The organism is Micromonospora cabrerizensis (assembly GCF_022230955.1).
In the GTDB taxonomy this organism is placed as follows: domain Bacteria; phylum Actinomycetota; class Actinomycetes; order Mycobacteriales; family Micromonosporaceae; genus Micromonospora; species Micromonospora cabrerizensis.
The window spans coordinates 1-21,280 of sequence record NZ_JAKKFI010000060.1 but is presented as its reverse complement, the minus strand read 5'-3'; the positions used below and the strand labels follow the sequence as shown (position 1 = coordinate 21,280).

The 21,280-nt window shown below is 72.0% G+C and carries 22 protein-coding genes; 12 read left to right on the top strand and 10 right to left on the bottom strand.

The genetic code is table 11. From position 1 onward, the window contains the following. Nucleotides 1–59 precede the first annotated feature (59 nt). The 5 genes from LADH09A_RS13875 to LADH09A_RS13855 all read left to right on the top strand — a co-directional run bounded on the left by LADH09A_RS13875 (nt 60) and on the right by LADH09A_RS13855 (nt 4,312). Nucleotides 60–698, top strand: a complete 639-nt coding sequence (locus LADH09A_RS13875) for a DUF4241 domain-containing protein (protein ID WP_238645451.1) — start codon at nt 60–62, stop codon at nt 696–698. Nucleotides 699–809: 111 nt separating this feature from the next. Beyond that, nucleotides 810–1,532: an FKBP-type peptidyl-prolyl cis-trans isomerase gene (locus tag LADH09A_RS13870; protein ID WP_238645449.1), complete on the top strand. Its 723-nt coding sequence runs from the start codon at nt 810–812 to the stop codon at nt 1,530–1,532. Nucleotides 1,533–1,717: 185 nt separating this feature from the next. Beyond that, a complete protein-coding gene (locus tag LADH09A_RS13865) occupies nt 1,718–2,545 on the top strand; it encodes an SCO6745 family protein (RefSeq protein ID WP_238645614.1) in 828 nt (275 codons plus the stop codon). Nucleotides 2,546–2,577: 32 nt separating this feature from the next. Beyond that, nucleotides 2,578–3,231 (top strand): HAD family hydrolase, encoded by a 654-nt coding sequence (locus LADH09A_RS13860; RefSeq protein ID WP_238645447.1) that lies wholly within the window; start codon nt 2,578–2,580, stop codon nt 3,229–3,231. A gap of 70 nt (nt 3,232–3,301) precedes the next feature. Next, entirely contained in the window at nt 3,302–4,312 is a 1,011-nt protein-coding gene (locus tag LADH09A_RS13855; RefSeq protein WP_238645446.1) for an NADPH:quinone reductase, read from the top strand. A gap of 188 nt (nt 4,313–4,500) precedes the next feature. Here the strand turns inward: LADH09A_RS13855 and LADH09A_RS13850 are convergent, their stop codons facing one another. After that, entirely contained in the window at nt 4,501–6,150 is a 1,650-nt protein-coding gene (locus LADH09A_RS13850) for a fatty acid--CoA ligase (RefSeq protein ID WP_238645444.1), read from the bottom strand. Nucleotides 6,151–6,206: 56 nt separating this feature from the next. On the opposite strand from LADH09A_RS13850, the gene LADH09A_RS13845 reads away from it, so the two are divergent. Continuing rightward, on the top strand, nt 6,207–6,698 hold the full coding sequence (locus tag LADH09A_RS13845) for an NUDIX domain-containing protein (protein WP_238645443.1): 492 nt from the start codon (nt 6,207–6,209) through the stop codon (nt 6,696–6,698). A 34-nt stretch (nt 6,699–6,732) separates the two neighbouring features. Here the strand turns inward: LADH09A_RS13845 and LADH09A_RS13840 are convergent, their stop codons facing one another. Next, a complete protein-coding gene (locus tag LADH09A_RS13840) occupies nt 6,733–7,767 on the bottom strand; it encodes an aldo/keto reductase (protein ID WP_238645442.1) in 1,035 nt (344 codons plus the stop codon). A gap of 127 nt (nt 7,768–7,894) precedes the next feature. Between LADH09A_RS13840 and LADH09A_RS13835 the strand changes: the two genes are divergently transcribed. After that, nucleotides 7,895–8,527 carry a TetR/AcrR family transcriptional regulator gene (locus LADH09A_RS13835; protein ID WP_238645441.1) on the top strand — a complete coding sequence of 211 codons (633 nt, stop codon included), beginning with the start codon at nt 7,895–7,897 and terminating at the stop codon, nt 8,525–8,527. A gap of 42 nt (nt 8,528–8,569) precedes the next feature. On the opposite strand, the gene LADH09A_RS13830 is transcribed toward LADH09A_RS13835, so the two are convergent. Together LADH09A_RS13830 and LADH09A_RS13825 are read right to left on the bottom strand one after the other, a co-directional pair. After that, on the bottom strand, nt 8,570–10,246 hold the full coding sequence (locus tag LADH09A_RS13830) for an MDR family MFS transporter (protein ID WP_238645440.1): 1,677 nt from the start codon (nt 10,244–10,246) through the stop codon (nt 8,570–8,572). Between the two features lie 173 nt (nt 10,247–10,419). After that, nucleotides 10,420–10,962 carry a type 1 glutamine amidotransferase domain-containing protein gene (locus tag LADH09A_RS13825; RefSeq protein ID WP_238645439.1) on the bottom strand — a complete coding sequence of 181 codons (543 nt, stop codon included), beginning with the start codon at nt 10,960–10,962 and terminating at the stop codon, nt 10,420–10,422. A 155-nt stretch (nt 10,963–11,117) separates the two neighbouring features. Here LADH09A_RS13825 and rfaE2 point away from each other — a divergent pair, with 155 nt between their 5' ends. Together rfaE2 and LADH09A_RS13815 are read left to right on the top strand one after the other, a co-directional pair. Then, nucleotides 11,118–13,007: a D-glycero-beta-D-manno-heptose 1-phosphate adenylyltransferase gene (gene rfaE2 / locus LADH09A_RS13820; protein WP_238645436.1), complete on the top strand. Its 1,890-nt coding sequence runs from the start codon at nt 11,118–11,120 to the stop codon at nt 13,005–13,007. After that, nucleotides 13,004–13,882 (top strand): glycosyltransferase family 2 protein, encoded by an 879-nt coding sequence (locus LADH09A_RS13815; protein ID WP_238645435.1) that lies wholly within the window; start codon nt 13,004–13,006, stop codon nt 13,880–13,882. The genes rfaE2 and LADH09A_RS13815 overlap by 4 nt, the downstream gene beginning before the upstream one ends. Nucleotide 13,883: 1 nt before the next feature. Here LADH09A_RS13815 and LADH09A_RS13810 read toward each other — a convergent pair whose 3' ends face one another. The 3 genes from LADH09A_RS13810 to LADH09A_RS13800 are packed head-to-tail and all read right to left on the bottom strand — an operon-like array spanning nt 13,884 to nt 16,053. After that, on the bottom strand, nt 13,884–14,990 hold the full coding sequence (locus LADH09A_RS13810; protein ID WP_238645434.1) for a glycosyltransferase family 9 protein: 1,107 nt from the start codon (nt 14,988–14,990) through the stop codon (nt 13,884–13,886). An 8-nt stretch (nt 14,991–14,998) separates the two neighbouring features. Next, on the bottom strand, nt 14,999–15,550 hold the full coding sequence (locus tag LADH09A_RS13805; protein WP_238645433.1) for an Hsp20/alpha crystallin family protein: 552 nt from the start codon (nt 15,548–15,550) through the stop codon (nt 14,999–15,001). Then, nucleotides 15,550–16,053 (bottom strand): DUF2231 domain-containing protein, encoded by a 504-nt coding sequence (locus LADH09A_RS13800; protein WP_238645430.1) that lies wholly within the window; start codon nt 16,051–16,053, stop codon nt 15,550–15,552. The genes LADH09A_RS13805 and LADH09A_RS13800 overlap by 1 nt, the downstream gene beginning before the upstream one ends. Before the next feature lie 166 nt (nt 16,054–16,219). On the opposite strand from LADH09A_RS13800, the gene LADH09A_RS13795 reads away from it, so the two are divergent. Beyond that, nucleotides 16,220–16,837, top strand: a complete 618-nt coding sequence (locus LADH09A_RS13795; RefSeq protein WP_238645428.1) for a pyridoxamine 5'-phosphate oxidase family protein — start codon at nt 16,220–16,222, stop codon at nt 16,835–16,837. Between the two features lie 32 nt (nt 16,838–16,869). On the opposite strand, the gene LADH09A_RS13790 is transcribed toward LADH09A_RS13795, so the two are convergent. Beyond that, nucleotides 16,870–17,424 (bottom strand): DUF4240 domain-containing protein, encoded by a 555-nt coding sequence (locus tag LADH09A_RS13790; RefSeq protein ID WP_238645426.1) that lies wholly within the window; start codon nt 17,422–17,424, stop codon nt 16,870–16,872. Between the two features lie 51 nt (nt 17,425–17,475). Beyond that, nucleotides 17,476–17,880, bottom strand: a complete 405-nt coding sequence (locus LADH09A_RS13785; protein WP_238645424.1) for a VOC family protein — start codon at nt 17,878–17,880, stop codon at nt 17,476–17,478. 70 nt (nt 17,881–17,950) lie between these two features. Here LADH09A_RS13785 and LADH09A_RS13780 point away from each other — a divergent pair, with 70 nt between their 5' ends. Both LADH09A_RS13780 and LADH09A_RS13775 read left to right on the top strand, forming a co-directional pair. After that, a complete protein-coding gene (locus LADH09A_RS13780) occupies nt 17,951–18,616 on the top strand; it encodes a class I SAM-dependent DNA methyltransferase (protein WP_238645423.1) in 666 nt (221 codons plus the stop codon). Nucleotides 18,617–18,665: 49 nt separating this feature from the next. Then, entirely contained in the window at nt 18,666–19,523 is an 858-nt protein-coding gene (locus LADH09A_RS13775; RefSeq protein WP_238645417.1) for a patatin-like phospholipase family protein, read from the top strand. Nucleotides 19,524–19,988: 465 nt separating this feature from the next. On the opposite strand, the gene LADH09A_RS13770 is transcribed toward LADH09A_RS13775, so the two are convergent. After that, a partial coding sequence (locus LADH09A_RS13770; RefSeq protein WP_372492266.1) for a hypothetical protein occupies nt 19,989–21,280 on the bottom strand: 1,292 nt, incomplete at its 5' end.

Sequence of the window (21,280 nt, the reverse complement as noted above, 5' to 3'; positions counted from 1 at the left end):
CGGCGGTGTCCGCCGGGTTGGGTACGCTCCGCCGGCCGCTGGCCACCGGAGGAGCCCCCATGCCGTACACCCCTGATCTGGACCGGTTGCTGACACCCGGCGCCCGTTTCACCGACGAGCACGGCGGATATCAGATCGAGGTTCACCCGGTGGGCGACGTGGTGTTGCCGACCGGCCAGGTGGTCGGGTGTGACCCGCTGGTCTGCCCGGAGGCCGAGCCGTTCACGGTGACCGTGCCGCCCGGCCGGCATCCCGCCCGCGCCTGGGTGGCGGTGGTGCTGCGGGAGGACGCTGAGGTGGACCGGCGGGTGGCAGCCCTGGAGCTGGTCGTCTCGGACCAGCCGACCACCCGTTGGGAACTGGCCGTCGCGGGCGACCAGGACGTCGCGACGCTCGGCGCGGACGACTATTTCGGGTACGGGGTCGACGCCGGCGCGGGCACCCTCGCCGACCCGACGGCGCTGGCCGTCCTGGAGGACTGGGACGAGGACCAGGTCGAGGAGGTCTTCATCCCGGCCGAGCTGCCCGCGTCGCCGGTCCCGGGGCTGATCACCGCCGTTCTGGACGAGGCCACCGGTGCCAACGTCGTCACCGTGGCCACCGGTTGGGGAGACGGTTGCTACGGCACCTGGATCGGTCGCGCCGCCGACGGTCGGGTGACCTCGTTCGTGACCGACTTCATGGTCGTCCCGGAATAACCGCCCGCGACAGCCCCGCATCTGCCTCGCTGGGCGATCCGAGGCGTCCGCGGCGGGCACGGTGGGCCGCGATGCGGGTACCGTGTGCGTCGGCTTTCCCCCCGGCACTGCGTGCCGGCCACACCTTCGCAGCAGGGAGTCGACGACGTGAGCGAGCGGACGCAGCAGAACCGGTCGGCGGGCCAGGACCAGAGCCCGGCGACCAAGTCGGGCCGCCGGCTGGCGGCCCAGCTGGCGGCGAAGAAGGCTGCCGACGCGAAGCGACGTCGTCAGGCGTGGGCGGGCGGCCTCGCCGGCGTCGCGGTGATGGCGCTGCTGATCGGCGGTTTCGTGTGGATCGACGCGAAACGGAGCGACGACAAGCCCGCCAACCAGGCCGGCGCGACCCCGTCCGCCTCCGCCCCGGCCCCCGATGCCGCCGGCGCACCCCCCGCCCCGCAGTTGCCCGAGGGCTCCGACCCGGCGCTGGGCAGCAAGCCGACGGTGGCAAAGGGCACGGGTGACCTCAAGAAGCTTGCCGTCACCCCGCTGATCAAGGGCAAGGGCGCCGCCGTGCAGAAGGGGCAGACGATCACCACCAACTACGTGGGGGTGTTCTTCAAGGACGGCAAGGAGTTCGACTCCTCCTGGAGCAGCGGGCAGCCGGCCACCTTCCCGATCGGCGTCGGCCAGGTCATCCCCGGCTGGGACCAGGGCCTGGTCGGCGTGACCGTGGGCAGTCGGGTGCAGCTCGACATTCCGGGCGAGCTGGCGTACGGCAACGACGAGGCTGCCGCCGGTGGACGCCCGACCGGCCCGCTGCGCTTCGTGGTGGACGTGCTCGCCGCCCAGTGACCTGCCCGGATCGCCCCGGTTGTCCCCGGGGCGCGATGGAGTTGTTCACATGGGGCTTCCGACCCGTTACCCAACGGCAGTAGGTTCGGCGTCACCCCGGGCGGTTCTCCGCCCGGGGTGAGCATCCGGGACCCACGGAGGTACATGTGACGGCGCTGGACGAGGCTGGACGCACGGCCCGCCTGATGTGGGCGCACTTCGAGCCGGTGCACGCGGTCACCTATCTCCACCCCCGGGCCCGAGCCGCGTACGAGGCGGTCGGGCTGCGCGGCTACTGGCGGGGTTACTTCGCCGGTCGGGCCGCGCCGTTGGGCGCCACCGAGGCGGCCCCGGTGATCGCCGCCTTCTTCAACTTCGCGCCGCCCATGGTCGCCCGGGCGCTGCCGGCGGTGTGGCGGCTGGCCACCCCGCAGGAGGCGCTGCGCGCCCGGCTGACCGGCGCGGTGCAGGCGCTGGCGGAGCTGACCTACGAGCTGCCGGAGTCGCACCTGGCGGAGGCCGCCGACCTGCTGGAGCGGGCCGCCTCGGCGGCGCAGACCGCCGGCCGGGTGCTCGGCGCGGTCAATGCCGCGCTGCCGGTCGGGGAGTACCCGCTGGCCCGGCTCTGGCAGGCCGCCACCACGCTGCGGGAGCACCGTGGCGACGGGCACGTGGCGGCGCTGGTGGCCGCCGGGCTGGACCCGGTGGAGGCGCTGACCTGGCGGGTTGCCGTGGACGGTTCGCAGCCGCAGTACCTGCTGGGCCGGGGCTGGTCCGAGGAGCAGTGGCACGACGCCCGCGACCGGCTGACGCAGCGGGGCTGGCTGGCCGGGGACGGCACGGTCACCGAGCACAGCCGGGCCGAGTTCCAGGCGATCGAGGAGGCCACCGACCGGGCCGCCGCGCACCCGTGGCAGGCGCTCAGCCAGGGCGACACGGACCGGCTCCGGGAGCTGCTGGAACCCATCGCCCGGTCCTGCCACACCCTGGTCCCGGCGGAGAGCCCGATCGGGCTGCCCGCGCTGCCCGGCTGACCGGGCTCCGGCCCGTCGGGCAGGATGGGACCGTGGCGGATGCGGTGGTTTTCGACCTGGACGGCGTGATCGTGGATTCCGAGCCGGTGTGGGAGGAGGTCCGCCGGGCGTACGTGGCGGCGCACGGCGGGACGTGGCAGCCGGACACGCAACGTCGCCTGATGGGGATGAGCACCGGCGAGTGGGCCCACTACCTCAGTGGCGAGTTGGGCGTCGACCGTACGGCCGAGCAGGTCGCCAGCGAGGTCGTCGAGGAGATGACCCGACGCTACCGGGACCACGTACCCCTCATCGACGGCGCCGACCAGGTCGTCCGCCGGCTCGCCGCGCGCTGGCCGCTGGGGCTGGCCAGCTCGTCGCCGACCCGGCTGATCGAGGCCGCGCTGGCCGCGACCGCCCTGACCGACGCGTTCGGCGCGACCCTCTCCACCGAGCAGACCGAGCGGGGCAAGCCCGCCCCGGACGTGTACCTGAGCGTCGCGCAGCGTCTCGGCGTCGACCCGGCCCGCTGCGTCGCGGTGGAGGACTCGTCCAACGGGGTGCGATCGGCAGCGGCGGCGGGTATGCGGGTGGTGGCGGTGCCGCACGGTTCGTACCCGCTCGATCCGGACGCCGCCCGGCTGGCCGTGGTGACGCTGGACGCGATCGGTGAGCTGACCCCGGAGCTGGTCGACGACCTGGGTTGATCGAGGCTGAGCGGGGTACCGCAGCCGACGGTGCCCGGCGCGGATGCCGTGCATGGTGAGGAGATCACGGATGAAGGCCATCGTGTACGAGCGCACCGGCGACCCTTCGGTGCTGGAGCTGGTCGACCGGCCGGTGCCGGAGCCCGCCGCGGGCGAGGTTCTGGTGCGGATGGCGGTCGCCGGGGTGAATCCGACGGACTGGAAGTCCCGCCGCACCTCCGCGCCGAACGGGTGGCAGATTCCCGGGCAGGACGGCGCGGGGGTGGTGGAGGCGGTCGGCGCGGGTGTCGACCCTGACCTGATCGGTGAGCGCGTCTGGATCTGGGAGGCGGCCTGGCAGCGGCCGTGGGGCACGTCGGCGGAGTACACGCTGGTCCCGGTCCGGCAGGCGGTCCGCCTCGGTGACGCCCCGTTCGAGCTGGGAGCCGCGCTGGGCATCCCGTTCCTCACCGCGCACCGCTGTCTGACCGCTGGCGAGTTCATGCCGGACACGCTGCGCGCCGGTGCGCTGGCGGACCACACCGTGCTGGTGCAGGGCGGGGCCGGCGCGGTGGGCAACGCCGCGATCCAGCTCGCCCGTTGGGCCGACGCCACGGTGATCGCCACGGTGAGCAGCGCGGAGAAGGCGCAGCTCGCGGCGGCGGCCGGCGCCTCCTACGTCATCAACTACCGGGAACAGGACGTGGTCGAGGAGGTCCACAAGATCGTCCCCGACGGGGTCCACACGATCGTCGAGGTCTCCCCCGCCCGCAACGCCTCGGTCGACGTGCAGGTGCTGCGGCACGGTGGCGCGGTCTGCATGTACGCCGACAACGGCGGGGACGAGGTGAGCATCCCGATCCGGGCGATGATGGCGCCGAATGCTCGGTGGCAGTTCGTGTTGGTCTACACGGAGCCGAAGGCGGCCAAGGCGCAGGGCGTGAAGGATGTGGCGGCGGCGGCCAGCCAGGGTGGAATCCGGGTCGGTGCGGACGCCGGCCTGCCGTTGCACTCCTACCCTCTGGCCGATACGGCGGCAGCGCACCAGGCGGTGGAGGACTCGACGGTGGGCAAGGTGCTCATCACCACCAGCGACGCCTGATCGGGTCGCTGACCACCCGATTTCCCCGTCATCAGGACAGAGGCGAACAAGTTTCGCAACAATGACGGTGCGGGTAACCCCGCGTGGAACGGGCGGCCCCGGCGCGGTGCGAACGCCGGGGCCGCCCCCTGGGGAGGGATCTTCAGGAGTTGCCCCTGCCCCAACAGGCGACAGTGCCGGGGAAAACGTTACGGGGCTGTCAGCTCCCGGACAGTCAGCTCGCCCCCGGCGTACTGCGAACGGACGACCTTCTTGTCGAACTTGCCCACGCTGGTCTTCGGCACCGCGTCGATGAACGCCCAGCGCTCCGGCAGCTGCCAACGCGCCACCGAGCCGGCCAGGAAGTCCCGCAGCTCCTCGGCGGTCACCGAGGCGCCCTCGCGGACCACCACGGTGGCCAGCGGCCGCTCGTCCCAGCGCTCGTCCGGCACACCCACCACACACGCCTCCAACACCGCCGGGTGGCCCATCAGCGCGTTTTCCAGCTCCACCGAGGAAATCCACTCACCGCCGGACTTGATCACGTCCTTGGCGCGGTCGGTCAGCGTGATGTAGCCGTCCGGCGAGAGGGTGCCGACGTCGCCGGTGCGCAGCCATCCGTCGCGGAACTTCTCCTCGTCCGGGGCGTCGTCACCGACGTACCTCGCGGTCACCCACGGCCCACGGACCTCCAGCTCGCCCACGGCCCTGCCATCGGCGGGCAACGGCTCGGCCGACGGGCCGACGATCCGCGCCTGCACACCCGCCGGCACCCGTCCCTGGGTGTAGCGGTAGCGCCACGCCTGCTCCCCCGTCGCACCGGCGGGCGGACGCGAGACCGACCCCAGCGGGGACATCTCGGTCATCCCCCAGGCGTGGATGACGTCGATCCCGTGCCGCTCGTCGAACGCGTGCATCAGCGCCGGCGGGCAGGCGGAGCCACCGACGATCACCTCGGTGAGCGAGGACGTGTCAACGTCGTGGCTGTCCAGGTAGGCGAGCAGATCGGTCCAGATGGTCGGCACCGCCCCGGCCAGGGTGGGCCGCTCGGCGGCGATCATCTCGGCGATCGGCGCGGCCTGGAGGAACCGGTCCGGCATGATCAGCGACGCGCCGGAGAGGAAGGCCGCGTACGGCAGGCCCCAGGACATGGCGTGGAACATCGGCACGATGGCCAGCTCCCGGTCGGTCGGCCCGAGACCGAAACCCTCCGGCATACAGACCTGCAACGAGTGCAGGTAGATGGACCGGTGCGAGTAGGCCACGCCCTTCGGGTTGCCGGTGGTGCCCGAGGTGTAGCAGAGGGCCGCGGCGTCGCGCTCGTCCACCTCGGGCCAGTCGTACACCTCGGGTCGGTCGGCCAGCAGCGCGTCCCAGTGGTGCACGGTGATCCCGTCCCCGGCCGCCGCGACCAGCGGCGCCGGGTCGCCGCCACCGACCACCACCACGTGCCGCACCGTGCCCAGCTCACCGATCACCCGGGCCAGCAGCGGGATGAGCGTGCTGTCGACCAGCACCACCCGGTCCTCGGCGTGGTTGGCGATGTAGACGACCTGGTCGGGAAAGAGCCGGATGTTGAGCGTGTGCAGCACCGCGCCCATGCTCGGCACCGCGAAGTAGGCGACCAGATGCTCGTTGTTGTTCCACATGAAGGTGGCGACCCGCTCGTCGCCGGTCACCCCGCACTCGTCGCGCAGCGCGTGAGCCAGCCGGGCGGCGGTGCGACCCACCTCGGCGTACGTCATTCGGCGGGGCTCGGCGCCGGTCCAGGTCACCACCTCGGCCGTGCCGTGTACGCCTGCGCCGTGGTCGAGGATCCGGGAGACCTGAAGGGGGGCGTCCATCATCGTGCTACGCATGGGTAACAAGCTAGTGTCGGCGGTCACACGTTGGGAACCCCCGTAAGTTGTCGCAGGTGAGCATCTCCTGGGCCGACTCATACGTAGGGCAGTTGCGCGCGATCGCCGGGGACCGGACGCTGATGTTCGTCGGCGCACGTGCCGTGGTCAGCGACAACGCCGGGCGGATCCTGCTGATCCAGCGTTCGGACAACGGCCAGTGGGCCATGCCGGCGGGCGCGATGGAGCTGGGCGAGTCGATCGCCGACTGCGCGGTCCGGGAGGTCCGCGAGGAAACCGGACTGCGCGCGCTGCGGGTGTGCGCGTTCGCCCTGTACACCGGCCCGGACCGGACGAGCACCAACATGTACGGGCACACGTACCAGGTCTTCACGACGGCGTTCAAGGTGGAGGAGTGGGACGGGCAGCTCGCCCGGGTCACCGACGAGACCACCGATGCCGGCTTCTTTCCCCGGGACCGGTTCCCCGCCCCACTCTCCACCTCGGTCACCGAGACGCTGGCCGACCTGGACGTCTTCGAGCAGACCAACCGGCTCATCCTCAAGTAGGGCGGCCCCGGGATCACCGACCCGGGGCCGTGCCTCACTGCGGGTGGCGGAGCCCGGCGAAGAATCCCTCCTGGATCCAGTTCGGGTACGCGACCGGCAGCTTGGTGGCCTCGTCCAGCTCGGAGAGATCCTGCTCGGTCAGCGTGAGGTCCGAGGCGGCGATGTTGTCCACCAACTGCTCGTGCTTGCGCGCACCGACGATCACGCTGGTCACGGCCGGACGGGACAGCAGCCAGGCGACCGCCACCCGGGCCGGGCTCACCTCGTGCCGCTCGGCGACACCCTTGAGCACGTCGACCACGGTGAAGGCGTGCTCCGGGTCGAACGGCGTGAAGCTGGCGTAACCGGGCTGGGCGCTGCGCGCGCCGCTGTCGGCGACGGCGCCGTCCCGGCTGATCTTGCCGGAGAGGAAACCACCGGCGAGCGGGCTCCACACGGTCAGGCCGACGCCCGCGTCGAGCGCCATCGGCACCACGTCGCGCTCCACGTCGCGGCCCAGCAGGGAGTAGTACTCCTGCACCGAGACGAAGCCGGCGAGCTTCTCCCGGGCGGAGATGCCCAGCGCCTTGGACATCTGCCAGGCGGCGAGGTTGGCGGCACCGATGTAGCGGACCTTGCCCTGTCGGACCGCGTCGTCGAGCGCGCGCAGCATCTCTTCCATCGGAGTGACGTGGTCGAAGTTGTGGATCTGGTAGAGGTCGATGTGATCGGTGCCCAGTCGGCGCAGGCTGTCCTCCAGGTTCTGCATGATGTGCAGCCGGGAGGTGCCCACGTCGTTCGGGCCGGGGCCGGTCCGGGAGTGCACCTTGGTGGCCAGCACGACGTCGCGGCGTCGCTTGCCGAGCGCCTTGCCGAGCAGCTCCTCGCTCTCGCCGTCGCTGTAGCCGTCGGCGGTGTCGACGAAGTTGACCCCCGCGTCGAGCGCGGTGTCCACCATCCGCTGCACCTCGGGCAGCGCCAGCCCGCCGAGGGTGCCCCAGAGCGGGTGTCCGGCGCCACCGAAGGTCATCGCGCCGAGCGAAATTTCCGAGACGTACACCCCGGTGGTGCCCAACAGTCGGTACTTCACGTGTCGCTCCTCGTGGTGCGGGGTCGGAGGGCCGCGGTCAGGCGCTCCCTGGTCACAGTGTCGGACAGTGTGTCCGGCAACGAGCGTACGTCGCCCACCCCGCAGCCGCCCACCTAGGATTTCGGCTATGCCCTCGATCACCCGCCGCCGCCCACGAAACCCCGATGGGCGGGCCGCCGTCGAAGCGCGGGTGCTGGCGGCCACCGAGCGACTCCTTCAGGAGGGGATCCGCTTCACCGACCTCGGCGTGCAGCGGATCGCCGCCGAGGCCGGGGTGGCGCGGTCGACCTTCTACACCCACTTCCGGGACAAGAGCGAACTTCTCATGCGTCTCGCCGGCACCATGCGGGAGAGCTCCTTCGGCCGCACCGGTGAGTGGAACCCCGGCGGGCCGGGCGATCCGCTCGCGACGCTCACCGAGATCTTCGCCGACGTGATCCGGATATACCGGACATACGCCCCGGTGCTGGCGGCGGTCAGCGAGGTCGCCGCATACGACGAGGTGGTCCGGGAGTACTGGGCGGCAGGCCTGGAACGGTTCGTGGAGCGCACCGTGCAGGCCCTGCGCGTCGAGCAGGAGGCCGGGCGTACGCCTGCGAGCGTCGACGCGGTGACCGCGAGCCGGCTGATCGTGATCGGCGGCGACCGCTTCCTCGCCGATCACGTCAGCGCCACCTCGGCCGACCCCGACACCGACGCGTCGGCGGCGAGAGAGTTGGCCGCGACCTGGTGGTACGGCGTCTACCGCCGTCCCGCCTGACCCCGGAGCCGCCCGACCGACCCGGACGACCCCCCACCGCGCTCAGATCATCGTCTGGGACTTGGCCTCCATGTCGGCGGCGGCCTCTTCCTTGGACTCGCGGGTCAGCGGCTTGCCGCCCGGCGCCGGGGCCTTACCGCCGAGCGGGTCGGCGCCACCGGTCGCGCCCTGCGGGCCGGCGCCCCGCAGTTGCGTGTTGGGCAGCGTCAGGGTGACCACCACCGCCACGATGGCGATCAGACCGGCGGTCAGGAAGACCATGTCCAGCGCGTCGACGAAGGCACCCTGGATGGCCGCGCGGACCGGCCCCGGCAGGGCCAGGATGGTCGCCGGGTCGTTGATCGAGATGTTGGTGCCGCCACTCGCCGCCACGGCGGCCTGCTCCTGCGGCGGTAGCTGTGCGATCGCACCGGGCAGCCGGTCGGCGAGCCCGCTGGCCAGCCGGGACGACAGCACCGTGCCGAGGATCGCCACCCCGAACGAACCGCCCAGCGACCGGAAGAAGGTCGCCGACGAGGTGCCGGCACCGAGGTCGCGTACGGAGACGGCGTTCTGCACCGCCAGGATCAGCGACTGCATACACAGACCCAGCCCGACGCCGATCACCACCATGAACCCGAACGCCACCCAGAGGGAGGTGGTCACCTCCAGCCGGGTGAACAGGAACATGCCGACCAGCAGGGTCACCGAGCCGGCCACCGGAAACCACTTGTACCGGCCGATCCGGGTCATCGCCCGCCCGGTCAGGATCGAGGTGATGATGATGCCGGCCATCATCGGCAGCATCAGCAGACCGCTGCGGGTCGGCGAGGCGCCCTTGACGATCTGCAGGTACAGCGGGATGAAAATGATCGAACCGAACATCACCAGACCGATGACCAGCAGCGCCGAGTTGGCCAGCGCGAAGGTGGCGCTCCGGAACAGCCGCAGCGGCAGGATCGGCTCGGCGACCCGGGCCTCCTGGAGGACGAAGAGCACCCCCAGCACCGCACCGACGACGAAGAGCCCGATGATCACGCTGGAGCCCCAGGCGTACTCGTTGCCGCCCCAGCTCAGCGCGAGCAGCAGCGAACTCACCCCGGCGACCAGCAGGCCGGCGCCGAGCCAGTCGATCGAGTGGTCCCGGCGTTCGAACGGGATCAACCGCATCACGTGGTAACAGACCACGATGGCCAGGATCGCCAGCGGCACGTTGATGTAGAAGATCCACCGCCAGTCGGTCTCGGCGAAGTAACCACCGACCAGCGGCCCGGCGACCGACGAGATCCCGAAGACGGCACCGAACAGACCCTGGTAACGACCGCGCTCCCGTGGCGACACCACGTCCGAGATGATGGTGAACGCGAGCGTGAGCAGACCACCGGCACCGAGGCCCTGGATGCCCCGGGTGATGATCAGCTGGGTCATGTTCTGGGACAGCCCGGCCAGCAGCGACCCGACCAGGAACGTGCCGATCGAGAAGAGGAAGACCGGTCTGCGCCCGTACAGGTCGGCCATCTTGCCGTAGAGCGGCGTGGACGCGGTCGAGGCGAGCAGGTACGCGGTGACCACCCACGAGTAGTGGTTGATCCCGCCCAGCTCGCCGACGATGGTCGGCAGGGCCGTGCCCACGATTGTCTGGTCGAGCGCGGCCAACAGCATCCCGGTCATCAGACCGAACATGAGCAGCCGAATCTGCTGACGATTCAGCACCGGCGCGCCGGAGGCTTCGGTGGTCATGTGGCCTTCTATCCCGGACAGCGCGGAACATGCGCCCAACTACGAAAAACCCACCCCACCCGGCCCCACCCGGGCCCCTCCACAAAGTTGATCAAGAGGTTTGCGTCATCTCGCACGGCGTTTCGTGACGCAAACCTCTTGATCACCGGGGCAAAGGGCTGGGCCGGCGGGGGTCAGGCGGTGGCGAAGGTTTTGGTGATCTCTGCGCAGAAGGCTGGGAGGTCGTCGGGTTTTCTGCTGCTGGTGAGGTTGCCGTCGGTTACGCACTCCTCGTCGACCCAGTTCGCACCCGCGTTGGTCAGGTCGGTACGCAGAGTGGGCCAGGAGGTGATCCGTCGGCCCCGCACCACGTCCGCCTCGACGAGCGTCCACGGGCCGTGGCAGATCACCCCGACGGGCTTACCCGCGTCGAAGAACGCCTTCACGAACCGCACCGCGTCCGGGTCGCCGCGCAGGAAGTCCGGGTTCGCCACCCCACCGGGCAGCACCAGAGCGTCGTAGCCGGCGGCGTCCGCCTTGTCCGCTGTCACGTCCACGTCGTACGTCTTCGACTGGTCCAGATGGTTGAAGGACTGGATGGAGCCGGGCTTGAGCGAGACCAGCTCGACCGTCGCGCCGGCGTTCTCGACCGCCTCGCGCGGCTGGACGTACTCGACCTCCTCGACGCCGTCGGCGGCCAGGAAGGCGATCCGCTTGCCCTGCAGTTGCGCTGCCATCTCGGTACATCTCCTTTCCGGGGTTACCTCAATTCCCTTCCCGCCTCCGCACGTCCGAAACGGCCCAGCCGGGCGGTAAGGGCACGGTGGTGACATGACCGCAGGTCAGGCGCGGGTCAGGTTTGGCCCGGAGGGCGGTGGGGACCCGGGGAGGCATGGCAGGAGCAGCAGCGGAACAGCGCCGGCTCGCCACCGTCGTGGAGAGCTGGCTCGGGCGCCCAGTCCTGATCGTCGGTGACGCCATGTTGGACGAATGGCGGTTCGCCGACTCCGACCGGCTCTGCCGAGAGGCACCAGCGCCGGTCCTGACCCTGCGCAGGCGGATCTCCGCCGCCGGTGGCGCCGCGAACACCGCGGTCAACGTCGCCGCCCTGGGCGGCCGGGCGGTGCTGGTGGCACCGGTCGGCGCCGACGTGGCCGGCGACGAACTGCACGACTGTCTGGACCGCGCCGGCGTCTGGGACCGCACGGTCAACCAGCCGGGCCGGCCCACCCCGGTGAAGAGGCGGATGCTCGCCGGCAACCAGATCCTTCTGCGGGAGGACTCCGGCGACCCGGACGACGCCCTCGACCCGGAGGGCGTGACCCGGCTGCTCACCGCCCTGAACTGCGCCACCGAGGAGCTGCGCGCCGCCGCCGGTGGGGAGGCGCCGACCCTGGTGGTGTGCGACTACGGCCTGGGTGCGCTGCCCGCGCCGGTCCGCGCGTGGCTGGTCGAGCAACGCGAGCGGTACGCCACGGTCGCGCTGGACGCCCACGACCTCGCCGACTGGCGGGGGCTCGCGCCGACCGTCGTCACCCCCAGCTTCGCCGAGGCGACCCGACTGCTGGCCCGAGCGGGCGGCGCGAGCCGGACGACGGCCGGGACCGGTCTGCACCTGGAACACCCCGACGGTGACCCGGCCGACGGACCGTCCGAACTGACCGTGGGCGCCGCGCCGGGTGGGGTACGCGCCGACGACAGCGCCGACGAGCCGGCCCTGGAGCCGACGTCGACCACTACGTCGCCGCGCTCGACCAGCACGGCCGCCACCCCGGCCGATCGTCCCGGGCCGGTCGGTGAGCCCGTCCCGGGTGAGGGTCGGGTGGCCCTCACCGGCGACGGGCTCAGCGTCACCGGCACCGGCGTCACCGTGAACACCCAGGCCGGAGTGGGCGTCGACCGGGCCGTCCTGGCCGAGTCGCGGCTGGCCGAGTTGCGCGCGCACACCGGCGCCGACGTGGTCGCGGTGACCCTGGACACCGAGGGCGCGGTGGTCGGCGGCGCCGACGGGGCGCCGCGACGCAGCCACAGCACACCGGTCCCGGCGAGCCACGCCGTGGGCGCCGGCGACGCATACCTGGCGGCGATGACGTTGGCCCTGGCCGCCGACGCGCCGCTGCCCACCGCCGCCCAGCTCGCCCAACTGGCGGCCACCATCACCGTCTCCGACACCGGCACCTGCGTGTGCCGGCGGGAGGACCTGCTCGACGCGCTCGACCAGCCGACCGAGACCACCGGCCACGCCGCGCTGGTCGACACCGACGAGCTGGACGCAATCGTCGCCGAGTACCGCGAGGCGGGACGGTCGGTGGTGTTCACCAACGGCTGCTTCGACGTGCTGCACCGAGGGCACGTGCGCTACCTGGAGCAGGCCCGCGCGTTGGGCGACCTGCTCATCGTGGCGGTCAACTCCGACGGCAGCGTCCGCCGGCTGAAGGGCGCCGACCGTCCGGTCAACCCGGTCGAGGACCGGGCTGCCCTGCTCGCCGCACTCGCCTGTGTGGACCACGTCGTCGTCTTCGAGGAGGACTCGCCGGCCGCGCTGATCGAGGCGGTCCGACCGGACGTGTACGTCAAGGGCGGGGACTACCCACCGGAGCTGGTCCCGGAGGCGCCGCTGGTGCGCCGGCTGGGCGGCCAGGTGCGCACCCTGGGGTACGTGCCGGACCGGTCCACCTCCGCGATCATCGAGCGGATCCGGTCACACAGCCAGGACCCCTCGGCGTACGCCGTCGACCGGGAGCCCGACCCGTCGCTGAGCACCCGCACCCAGGCGTCGTGAACCGCCCCCTCGTCCTCGGCACAGCGGAGGAGTTCCGCACCGACCGGCTGCTCGACGTGCTGATCCCGACCCGGAACCGGCCGGCCGAGCTGGCGGTCACCCTGGGCGGGCTCGCCGCCCAGGACGGGGTACCCGGTTTCGGGGTGGTGGTCAGCGACCAGTCCGACGGGGACCCGGCGTACGCGCATCCCGCGGCGGCCACCATGGTCCGGGCGCTGCGTCACCGGGGTCACCCGGTGCTGCTGACCCGTCGGCTGCCCCGACGGGGGTTGGCCGAACACCGGGCGTACCTGCTCGCCGCCTCGGCCGCCCGCTACGTCCTCAGCCTCGACGACGACATCTGGTTGGAACCGGGGGCGGTGCACCGGCTGGTGGCGGCGATCCGCGAGCTGGGCTGCGGGTTTGTGGGCAACGGCGTGCACGGGCTCTCGTACACCGACGACGTGCGGCCGGAGTCGCACGGGCACTACGAGGAGTGGATCGGCCCCCCGACACCGGAGCGGATCCGTCCGGACACCCCGGAGTGGAACCGCGCCCGGATCCACTCGGCGGCCAACCTGCTGCACATCACCGAGAACCTCGCGCTGCCGCCGGGGGCGTGGCGGGCGTACAAGGTCTCCTGGATCGGCGGGTGCGTGCTCTACGACCGGGCCAAGCTCGTCGACGCCGGTGGCTTCGACTTCTGGCGTCGGGTGCAGGAGAAGCACCAGGGCGAGGACGTGGCCGCGCAGCTCGCCGTGTTGTCCCGTTACGGCGGGGCGGGCATCCTGCCCAGCGGCGCGTACCACCTGGAGTCCCCCACCACGGTCACGGACCGGGACGTGGAGGCGTGGGAGGTCGTCCTGGCCGACGAGGACAGCCCTCAGCCGGCCTGAGCTACGGGGTGAGCAGTTCCCGGGCGGCTTCCAGCACCTCGACCGCCGGAACGTCCGCGACGAAGGAATCCTGGTGCGGGCACTCGCCGTCACCGGGCCGGTGGGGGTAGATGCCCGGAGTGCAGTCCACCCCGCAGACCGGGCAGTGCACCATCCAGGAGCAGATCGGCCGGTGCCGGCCGCGCAACGGGTTCGCCGTGTTGATCAGGTTGCCGACCCAGAAGATGCCCACCGTGGGCGCGCCCACCGCGGCGGCCACGTGCAGCGGGCCGGTGTCGTTGGAGACGACCAACGCGCAGTCGGCGTAGCAACCCAGCAGCCCGCCGAGGCTGAGCGTGCCCACCTGCGGCCGCACCGGCACCCCGGCCGCCGCGACGACACGGTCCACCACCTCCTGCTCGGACGGCGTGCCGGTGACCAGCACCTCGTAGCCGTCGCCGTGCAGCTCACGGGCCACCTCGGCGAAGCGCTCGGCGGGCCAGCGCCGGCGGGTGTCGCTGGCTCCCGGGTGCAGCGCCACCCGGGGTCGGTGCGCCGGGCCGAGCACCCGGGCCGCCTCGGCCCGGTCGGCATCGGTCACCGTCAGCGTCGGCACGACGGTGGTCGCCGGTGCTCCCACCAGCGCCACCACCTCCAGGTAACGGATCACCTCGTGCTGGTAGTAGACGTAGCGCAGCCACCGGTCCAGCGGCGGCGCGTCCTCGGCGCGCAGGCCGACCGTCAGCCGGGCGCCGAGGCGACTCATCATCGGGTTGGAGTTCGCTCCGCCACCGTGGATCTGCACCGCCAGGTCGAAACCCTCACCCACAGCAGCGGCCAGGAAGTCGTCCATCGACGACTCCGCCTCGCCCGGGTCGGGCGCACGGATGCCGGGTGCCGGCGGCACCACCAGCACCCGGTCCACCGGGCCGGGCCGGTCGCGCCAGAGCTTCGCGTGCCACGGCGCGCCGAGCAGCACGATCTCCGCCGACGGGTACGCGGCACGCAACGCGTCCAGCGCCGGCAGCACGAACACGAAGTCGCCCAGTGCGTTGGCGCGCAGCACGGCGATCCGCCGCACGTCGGGAAGGCGCTCGGCGGCGGGGCCGAGCAGAGCCGGGGTGACCACGCAGGCCGCTACGGCCGGTCGATCTCGCCCACGGTGTCCGGGCGGTGCAACTCCCGGTCCGCGGCAGGATCGGCCGGCATCGGCGTACCAGTGGACAGGTCGCCGGAGCGCGGCCCGGTGCGACCGACGGTGATGGTGCGCGGCGCGGGCCGCGTCGCCCGGGGCAACCGGACCCGGAGCAGGCCATGGTCCATGACCGCGTCGATGGCCTCCGGGTCGACCCGCGACGGCAGGTTGATGCGGTATTCGAAGCCGCGCGTCTCGAAACCGCCGGGGATGCCCTGATCGGCGTTGACCTCCGCCTCGGAGCGGGCCCGTACGCACAATTCGAGGTCGTCCAACTCGACCGCCACCTCCTCCGGTGCCACCCCGGGCAGCCGGACGACGACCTCCCAGCCGTCGGCGGTCTCGGTCAACTCGACGTCGGAAGCGCCGGCCCGCCCGCCGACCAGGCGACTCAACTCGGAGCGCAGCGACTGCAGCTCACCCATCGGGTCCCAGCCCTGCTGCCGCCCGCCCCGCCAACCCCGGCCGAAGCCGCCGGACTGCTGCTCGCTCATCACACATCTCCGATCCGCTGAGCGGCCGCGGGCGGCCGTAGGGAGCTGGGCGCGTCCAGGCCGGCGTCGCGGTCGACGCCCACACCGAGCCGGTCGACCAGCTCACCGCCCAGCCAGGCGCTGATGCCGAGGATCGCCAGCGCGACCACCTCGATGGCGACCAGCGCGCCGCCGGCCGCCCGGGAGTCCGCGTTGAGCCGGACCGCCCACACGGCGGCGAAGAGCAGAATCACCGCGACGTTGGCCCCCGCGTGCAGCAGACCCACCCGCTTGGCGCGGGTGCCGGTCGGGATGGCCAGCAGGTCGAACGAACCGGCGGCCGCCGCGAGCAGGCCGCCGATCAGGCCGACCGTGATGTTCCAGTACGCGACCTCGGCGAGGAAGTCGGGGCCTCCGACGGTGTCCACCACGTCGAACAGCACCGCCGTCGCCAACAGCGCGACCGGGAACATGACCAGCATCGGGTGGACTGGGTGACCCAGCACCTTGAGTCGGCTCTCCATCTCCCGGCCTCCACTGGTCGGCGTCCTGCGAACGGTCTCGAGCGGCGGGCGCGTCGGATGAGGCCCTACCCCCGGCCACCGGGCACAAACCTCGCGCTGGTCACGGCGGCCTAGGCTGACACATGGTGGTGCCCGCCAACGGGTCAACGCCTGAGGGAGGATCAACGTGACGGTGGAGATCACCTCGCACGAGGAGTTGCGCGACCTGCTCGGCGTGCCGACCGCGCGGGCCGCCCAGAAGGAACGGACCCGCCTGCACGAGCGGGACCGCGACTGGCTCGCCGCCTCGCCCTTCTGCCTGGTGGCCACGGCCGGCGCGGACGGCAGTTGCGACGTGTCTCCCAAGGGCGACCCGGCCGGGTTCGCCTTGGTGCTGGACGACACGACCATCGCGCTGCCCGAGCGGCCGGGCAACAAGCGGGCCGACGGCTACCGAAACATCCTCGACAACCCGCACGTCGGGCTGCTCTTCCTGATCCCGGGGCGCACCGACACCCTGCGGATCAACGGGCGTGCCCGCCTGGTGAGCGACGCGCCCTGGTTCGAGGACATGGTGGTCAAGGGGCACCGGCCGGTGCTCGCCGTGGTGGTCGAGATCGAGCAGATCTTCTACCACTGCGCGAAGGCCTTCCTGCGGTCCGCGTTGTGGCAGCCGGAGACCTGGCAGCCCGACGCGTTGCCGTCGCGGGCACGCCTGATCAAGGAGGTCGAGGCACCGGTCGAGAGCCTGGAAGACCTGGAACGGCACTACGGCCCGGAGTACGCCACGAAGATCTACGTCTGACGTCGACCGGGCCACTGTCGACGGTGCCGCCCTCAGGCCGACCAGCCGGCGGGATTGCCGAACGACTCGCGGGAGATGCCGGAGCCGGTCTCCGGCCAGGAACCGAACCGCTCGTTGTGCAGGTGGGCGAAGAAGTAGCACATCTCCTCGCAGTCGGCGTCCAGCAGAGCCATGGCCGGGTCGGCGCGGACCGCCTCGTAGTACGCCCGGCCGAGAGCGACGATGAAGCCGCGGCAGTAGAGGAAGCCGTCGTCCGACCCGTCGGTCACCTCGTGGATGTCCTCCCGGTCGATGTCGTGCAGCTTGCGCTCCACCACCCGGTCGAGGTCGGTCAGCTCCGGCCCGGTCAGCTCGGCACTCAGGTGACCGAGGCGGTCCAGGAACGGGGCCAGCCAGTCGCCGATCGCGAAGGACGGGCCGTCGGCCTCGTCGCCGTCATCGTCGGCGGGGTCGCGCTCGACGAGGGCCTGCCGCAGAGCCAGGGGCTCCGGGCCCAACTCGGCCCACGCCGACTCGATGAGTGCCCACAGTCGGGCCTCGTCGGCGGAGGTGGGCATCGTTCCAGGGGCATCGGTGGTCACGGTCACCGCCGGACCGTATCGACCACCACCGACACTTCCGGTCGTGCGCGGACAGGCTCACTCCTGCGCGGTCGACACCATCCACAGGTGACCGTCGGGGTCGGCGAAGACAGCCGCGTACCCCCAGGGTTGGGTTTCCGGCTCGGTGACCACCTCGCCGCCGGCGGCGCGCGCCCGCTCGACGATCGCGTCCGCGTCGGCGGGCGAGGTGACGCCGAGGCTGAGCACGCACTCGCTCTGCCCCCGCGCAGCGACCTCGTGCCGGCCGATCACCCAGCCGAAGCCTCCGGTCGGGACCAGCATCAGCCGCAGACCGTCGTTGACCACGAACTGCAACGGCTCCGGGAGACCGTCGTCGGCCAACTCGCCGACGGCGTCGAGGCCGAGACCGTCGCGGTAGAAGCGGTACGAGGTGGCACGGTCGGCGATGGGCAGGCTGACGGTCATCGGTACGAAGGTCATGGGCGGACGCCTCCAGAGGACGGCTGACGACGGAGGCCAGTCAGTGTGCCGCTGAAATAGCGTTGTCGCCATGAACATCGACGGATGGTTGGCAGACACCCGCACCTCCTACGACACGGTCGCGGTCAGTTACGCGCACCTGGTGGGCGGGCTGCTGGCCGAGGCGCCGCACGAACGGGCGGCTCTGGCGCTGTTCGCCGATCTCGTGAACGGCGGCGGTGGTGGCCCGGTCGCGGACGTGGGCTGCGGGACGGGGCGCATCACCGCCCACCTGCGCACGCTCGGCGTCGATGCCTTCGGGATCGACCTCTCGCCCGGGATGATCGCCGTGGCCCGCCGCGATCATCCCGGTCTGAGGTTCGAGGTGGGCTCGATGACGGACCTCGACCTGGCCGACGGGTCGGTCGCCGGCCTGATCGCCTGGTACTCGCTCATCCACATCCCCGACGACCAGCTCGACGCGGTGCTCGGGCACTTCCACCGGGTGCTGCGTCCCGGTGGTCCGCTGCTGCTCGGCTTCCACGTGGGCGACGAGACGACGCTCAAGACGGAGGGCTACGGCGGCCACCCGATGAAGGTGCACGTCCATCGTCGCCAGCCGGCCCAGGTGGCGGCCCGGCTGCACGGCAGTGGATTCCGGGTCGAGTCGCAGACGACTCTCACCTCGCCGGAGAGCAGGCTCGGCGGCATCGTCCTCGGACGACGATCGTTGTCGCCCCTCCACCACCCCTGCTAGCCTGCAACTGCGAACACCGTTAGCAGTATGTGGCCGAACGGGGAGACTCATGACGGACGACGCGCGACCCGTCTGGGTGCTCGGTGGCGGCGGAGTGACGGGCATCGCCTGGGAGGTCGGCGTCCTCGCCGGACTCGCGGACGAGGGTGTGACCGTGGCCCCGGAGGCAGTGCTCATCGGCACGAGTTCCGGCGCTGTCGTGGGTGCCCAGATCACCAGTGGAATGTCGCTGGGCGAGCTCTACGATCGCCAACGCCAGGGCGTGGCCCACGAGACCTCGAACGCACTGGGCTTCCTCGACCTCCTGCGCCTCGCGCGGGCGCAGTTGTTCGCCCGGTCCCCTGAGCAGGCCGCCCGCCGCCTCGGTCGCCTCGCCCTCGCCACACCCATCCCCGACCCGTCGCAGCACCGCCGGACAGCGGAAGCCCGCCTGCCAGGGCACACCTGGAAAGACGCCGACCTGCGCATCGTCGTCGTGGATGCGGAGTCGGGCGACAGACGCGCCTTCACCCGGCACGACGGCGTCTCCCTCGTGGACGCCGTCGCGGCGAGCTGCGCCATGCCCCTCTCCACCGCACCGGTGACCATCGACGGTCACCGGTACATGGACGGGGGCATGCGGTCGACCCTCAACCTCGACCTCGCCCCCGGAATCGGCCCGGTGGTCGCCCTCGCGCCCAGCACCGCGGCCATCGGCCCGTGGGCGCGCATCGCGAAGCAGCGGGCCACGCTGGGCCAGAGCCGCCGGGTGGAGGTGCTCCTGCGGGATCCAGCGTCGAGGCGAGCGCAGGGAACGAACGTGATGGACAACTGCGTCGTGCCCGCGCTGGTCGCCGCCGCCCGCGAGCAGGGTCGGCGCGAGGCGTCCCGAGTGGCTGCCGCACTGGGCACGATCAGCCACTCGTAGGCTGCCCGGCTGATCCCGCGGTGGCCCGACCAACCCGGGCCGGCCAGATAGCGGCTGTCGAGAATGCTGCCACCCTGGGGCCCCGCGGACCTGTGCGCAGTGCTCCGTGCGCACGCGCGCTGAGCAGCGCACGAACCGCTCGCACCTGCCCAGGCACACGCCGACGCAGCGGAAACCGCCGACGCGGCTGGCAGAGCTGCCGGTCCTGGCGGAGGTCACATCGTCGAACGCGGTGAGCGGGTCGAGCGCGCGCGAGCGCGAAGAAAAATCCCGTTCGGCCCAGGTTGCCCGGTTACGACCGAAACCGTCCTCAAGCAACTAATCCGTCGAATACGCTGCAACTCGCCCATTAGGTAGCAATACGTCACTGGCCAGTAGCTCTGGGTGCATCCGGGGTGGCTCTCTGGAGGGGTCATGAGCAACAACCGACGGCTGCGACGAGCCTTGGAGCATGGCCGCGCCGCCTCAGGGCTGAGTTCTGCCCTGCTGGTGGTCGGGATGACGGGTGCCCCTGCGGCCGCAGCGCCATCCGTGGAGGCGAAGTCGTCCACCCAGGACGTCCACGTCGGAACGCCCGGCCCGCTCGGCCAATCCGGCGGGTGGCCGCTGTCGTGGTCGACTGTCGGCCAAGACGGGGGCAGGCCTGACGGTTCGGACTACTACCCCGGCAAAGAACCCGACCACGGCCCGCAGGGCTGGCAGGGCCCCTGGGGTGGGCACGACGAGGGCAAACGGCCGGACTGGGACCACCCGAATGGCCCCGAGGGCACTCAGGGCCCGCAGGGCGACACCGGCGCGCAGGGCGCCCGAGGCGAAGCGGGCGTCCAAGGCTTCCAAGGCGCCCAGGGCGACGCTGGCGCGCAAGGGGCTCAGGGCGACACGGGCGCGCAAGGAGCCCAAGGCGAAGCGGGCGCGACCGGTGCGCAGGGCGCCCAGGGAGACGCCGGCGCGCAGGGATTCCAAGGCGCCCAGGGCGAGGCCGGCGCTCAAGGGGCCCAAGGGGCCCAGGGCAACGCCGGCGCGCAGGGCGCCCAAGGCGACGCCGGCGCGCAAGGATTCCAAGGCGCCCAGGGCGACGCAGGCGCTCAAGGCGCTCAAGGCGCCCAGGGCAACAACGGCGCGCAGGGCGTACAAGGCGCCCAGGGCGAGGCAGGTGCCCAAGGTGCCCAAGGCGAAGCGGGCGAGGCAGGTGCCCAAGGTGCTCAAGGCGCTCAAGGCGCCCAGGGCAACAGCGGCGCACAGGGCGCCCAAGGCCTCCAAGGCGCGCAAGGCGACGCAGGCGCGCAGGGGGTTCAAGGCGCCCAGGGCGACGCGGGCGTGCAGGGTTCTCAGGGCGACGCCGGCGCGCAGGGCGCACAGGGATTCCAAGGCGCCCAGGGCGACACCGGCGCGCAAGGCCCGCAAGGCGAAGCGGGCGCGACCGGCGCGCAGGGCGCTCAGGGCGACGCGGGCGTGCAGGGTTCTCAGGGCGACGCCGGCGCGCAGGGCGCACAGGGATTCCAAGGCGCCCAGGGCGACACCGGCGCGCAAGGCCCGCAAGGCGAAGCGGGCGCGACCGGCGCGCAGGGCGCTCAGGGCGACGCGGGCGCGCAGGGCGCTCAGGGCGACACCGGCGCGCAGGGCGCACAGGGATTCCAAGGCGCCCAGGGCGAGGCTGGCGCGCAAGGTGCCCAAGGCGACACCGGCGCTCAGGGCGCTCAAGGTTTCCAGGGCGCTCAAGGCGACGCAGGTGCGCAAGGCTTCCAAGGGGCCCAAGG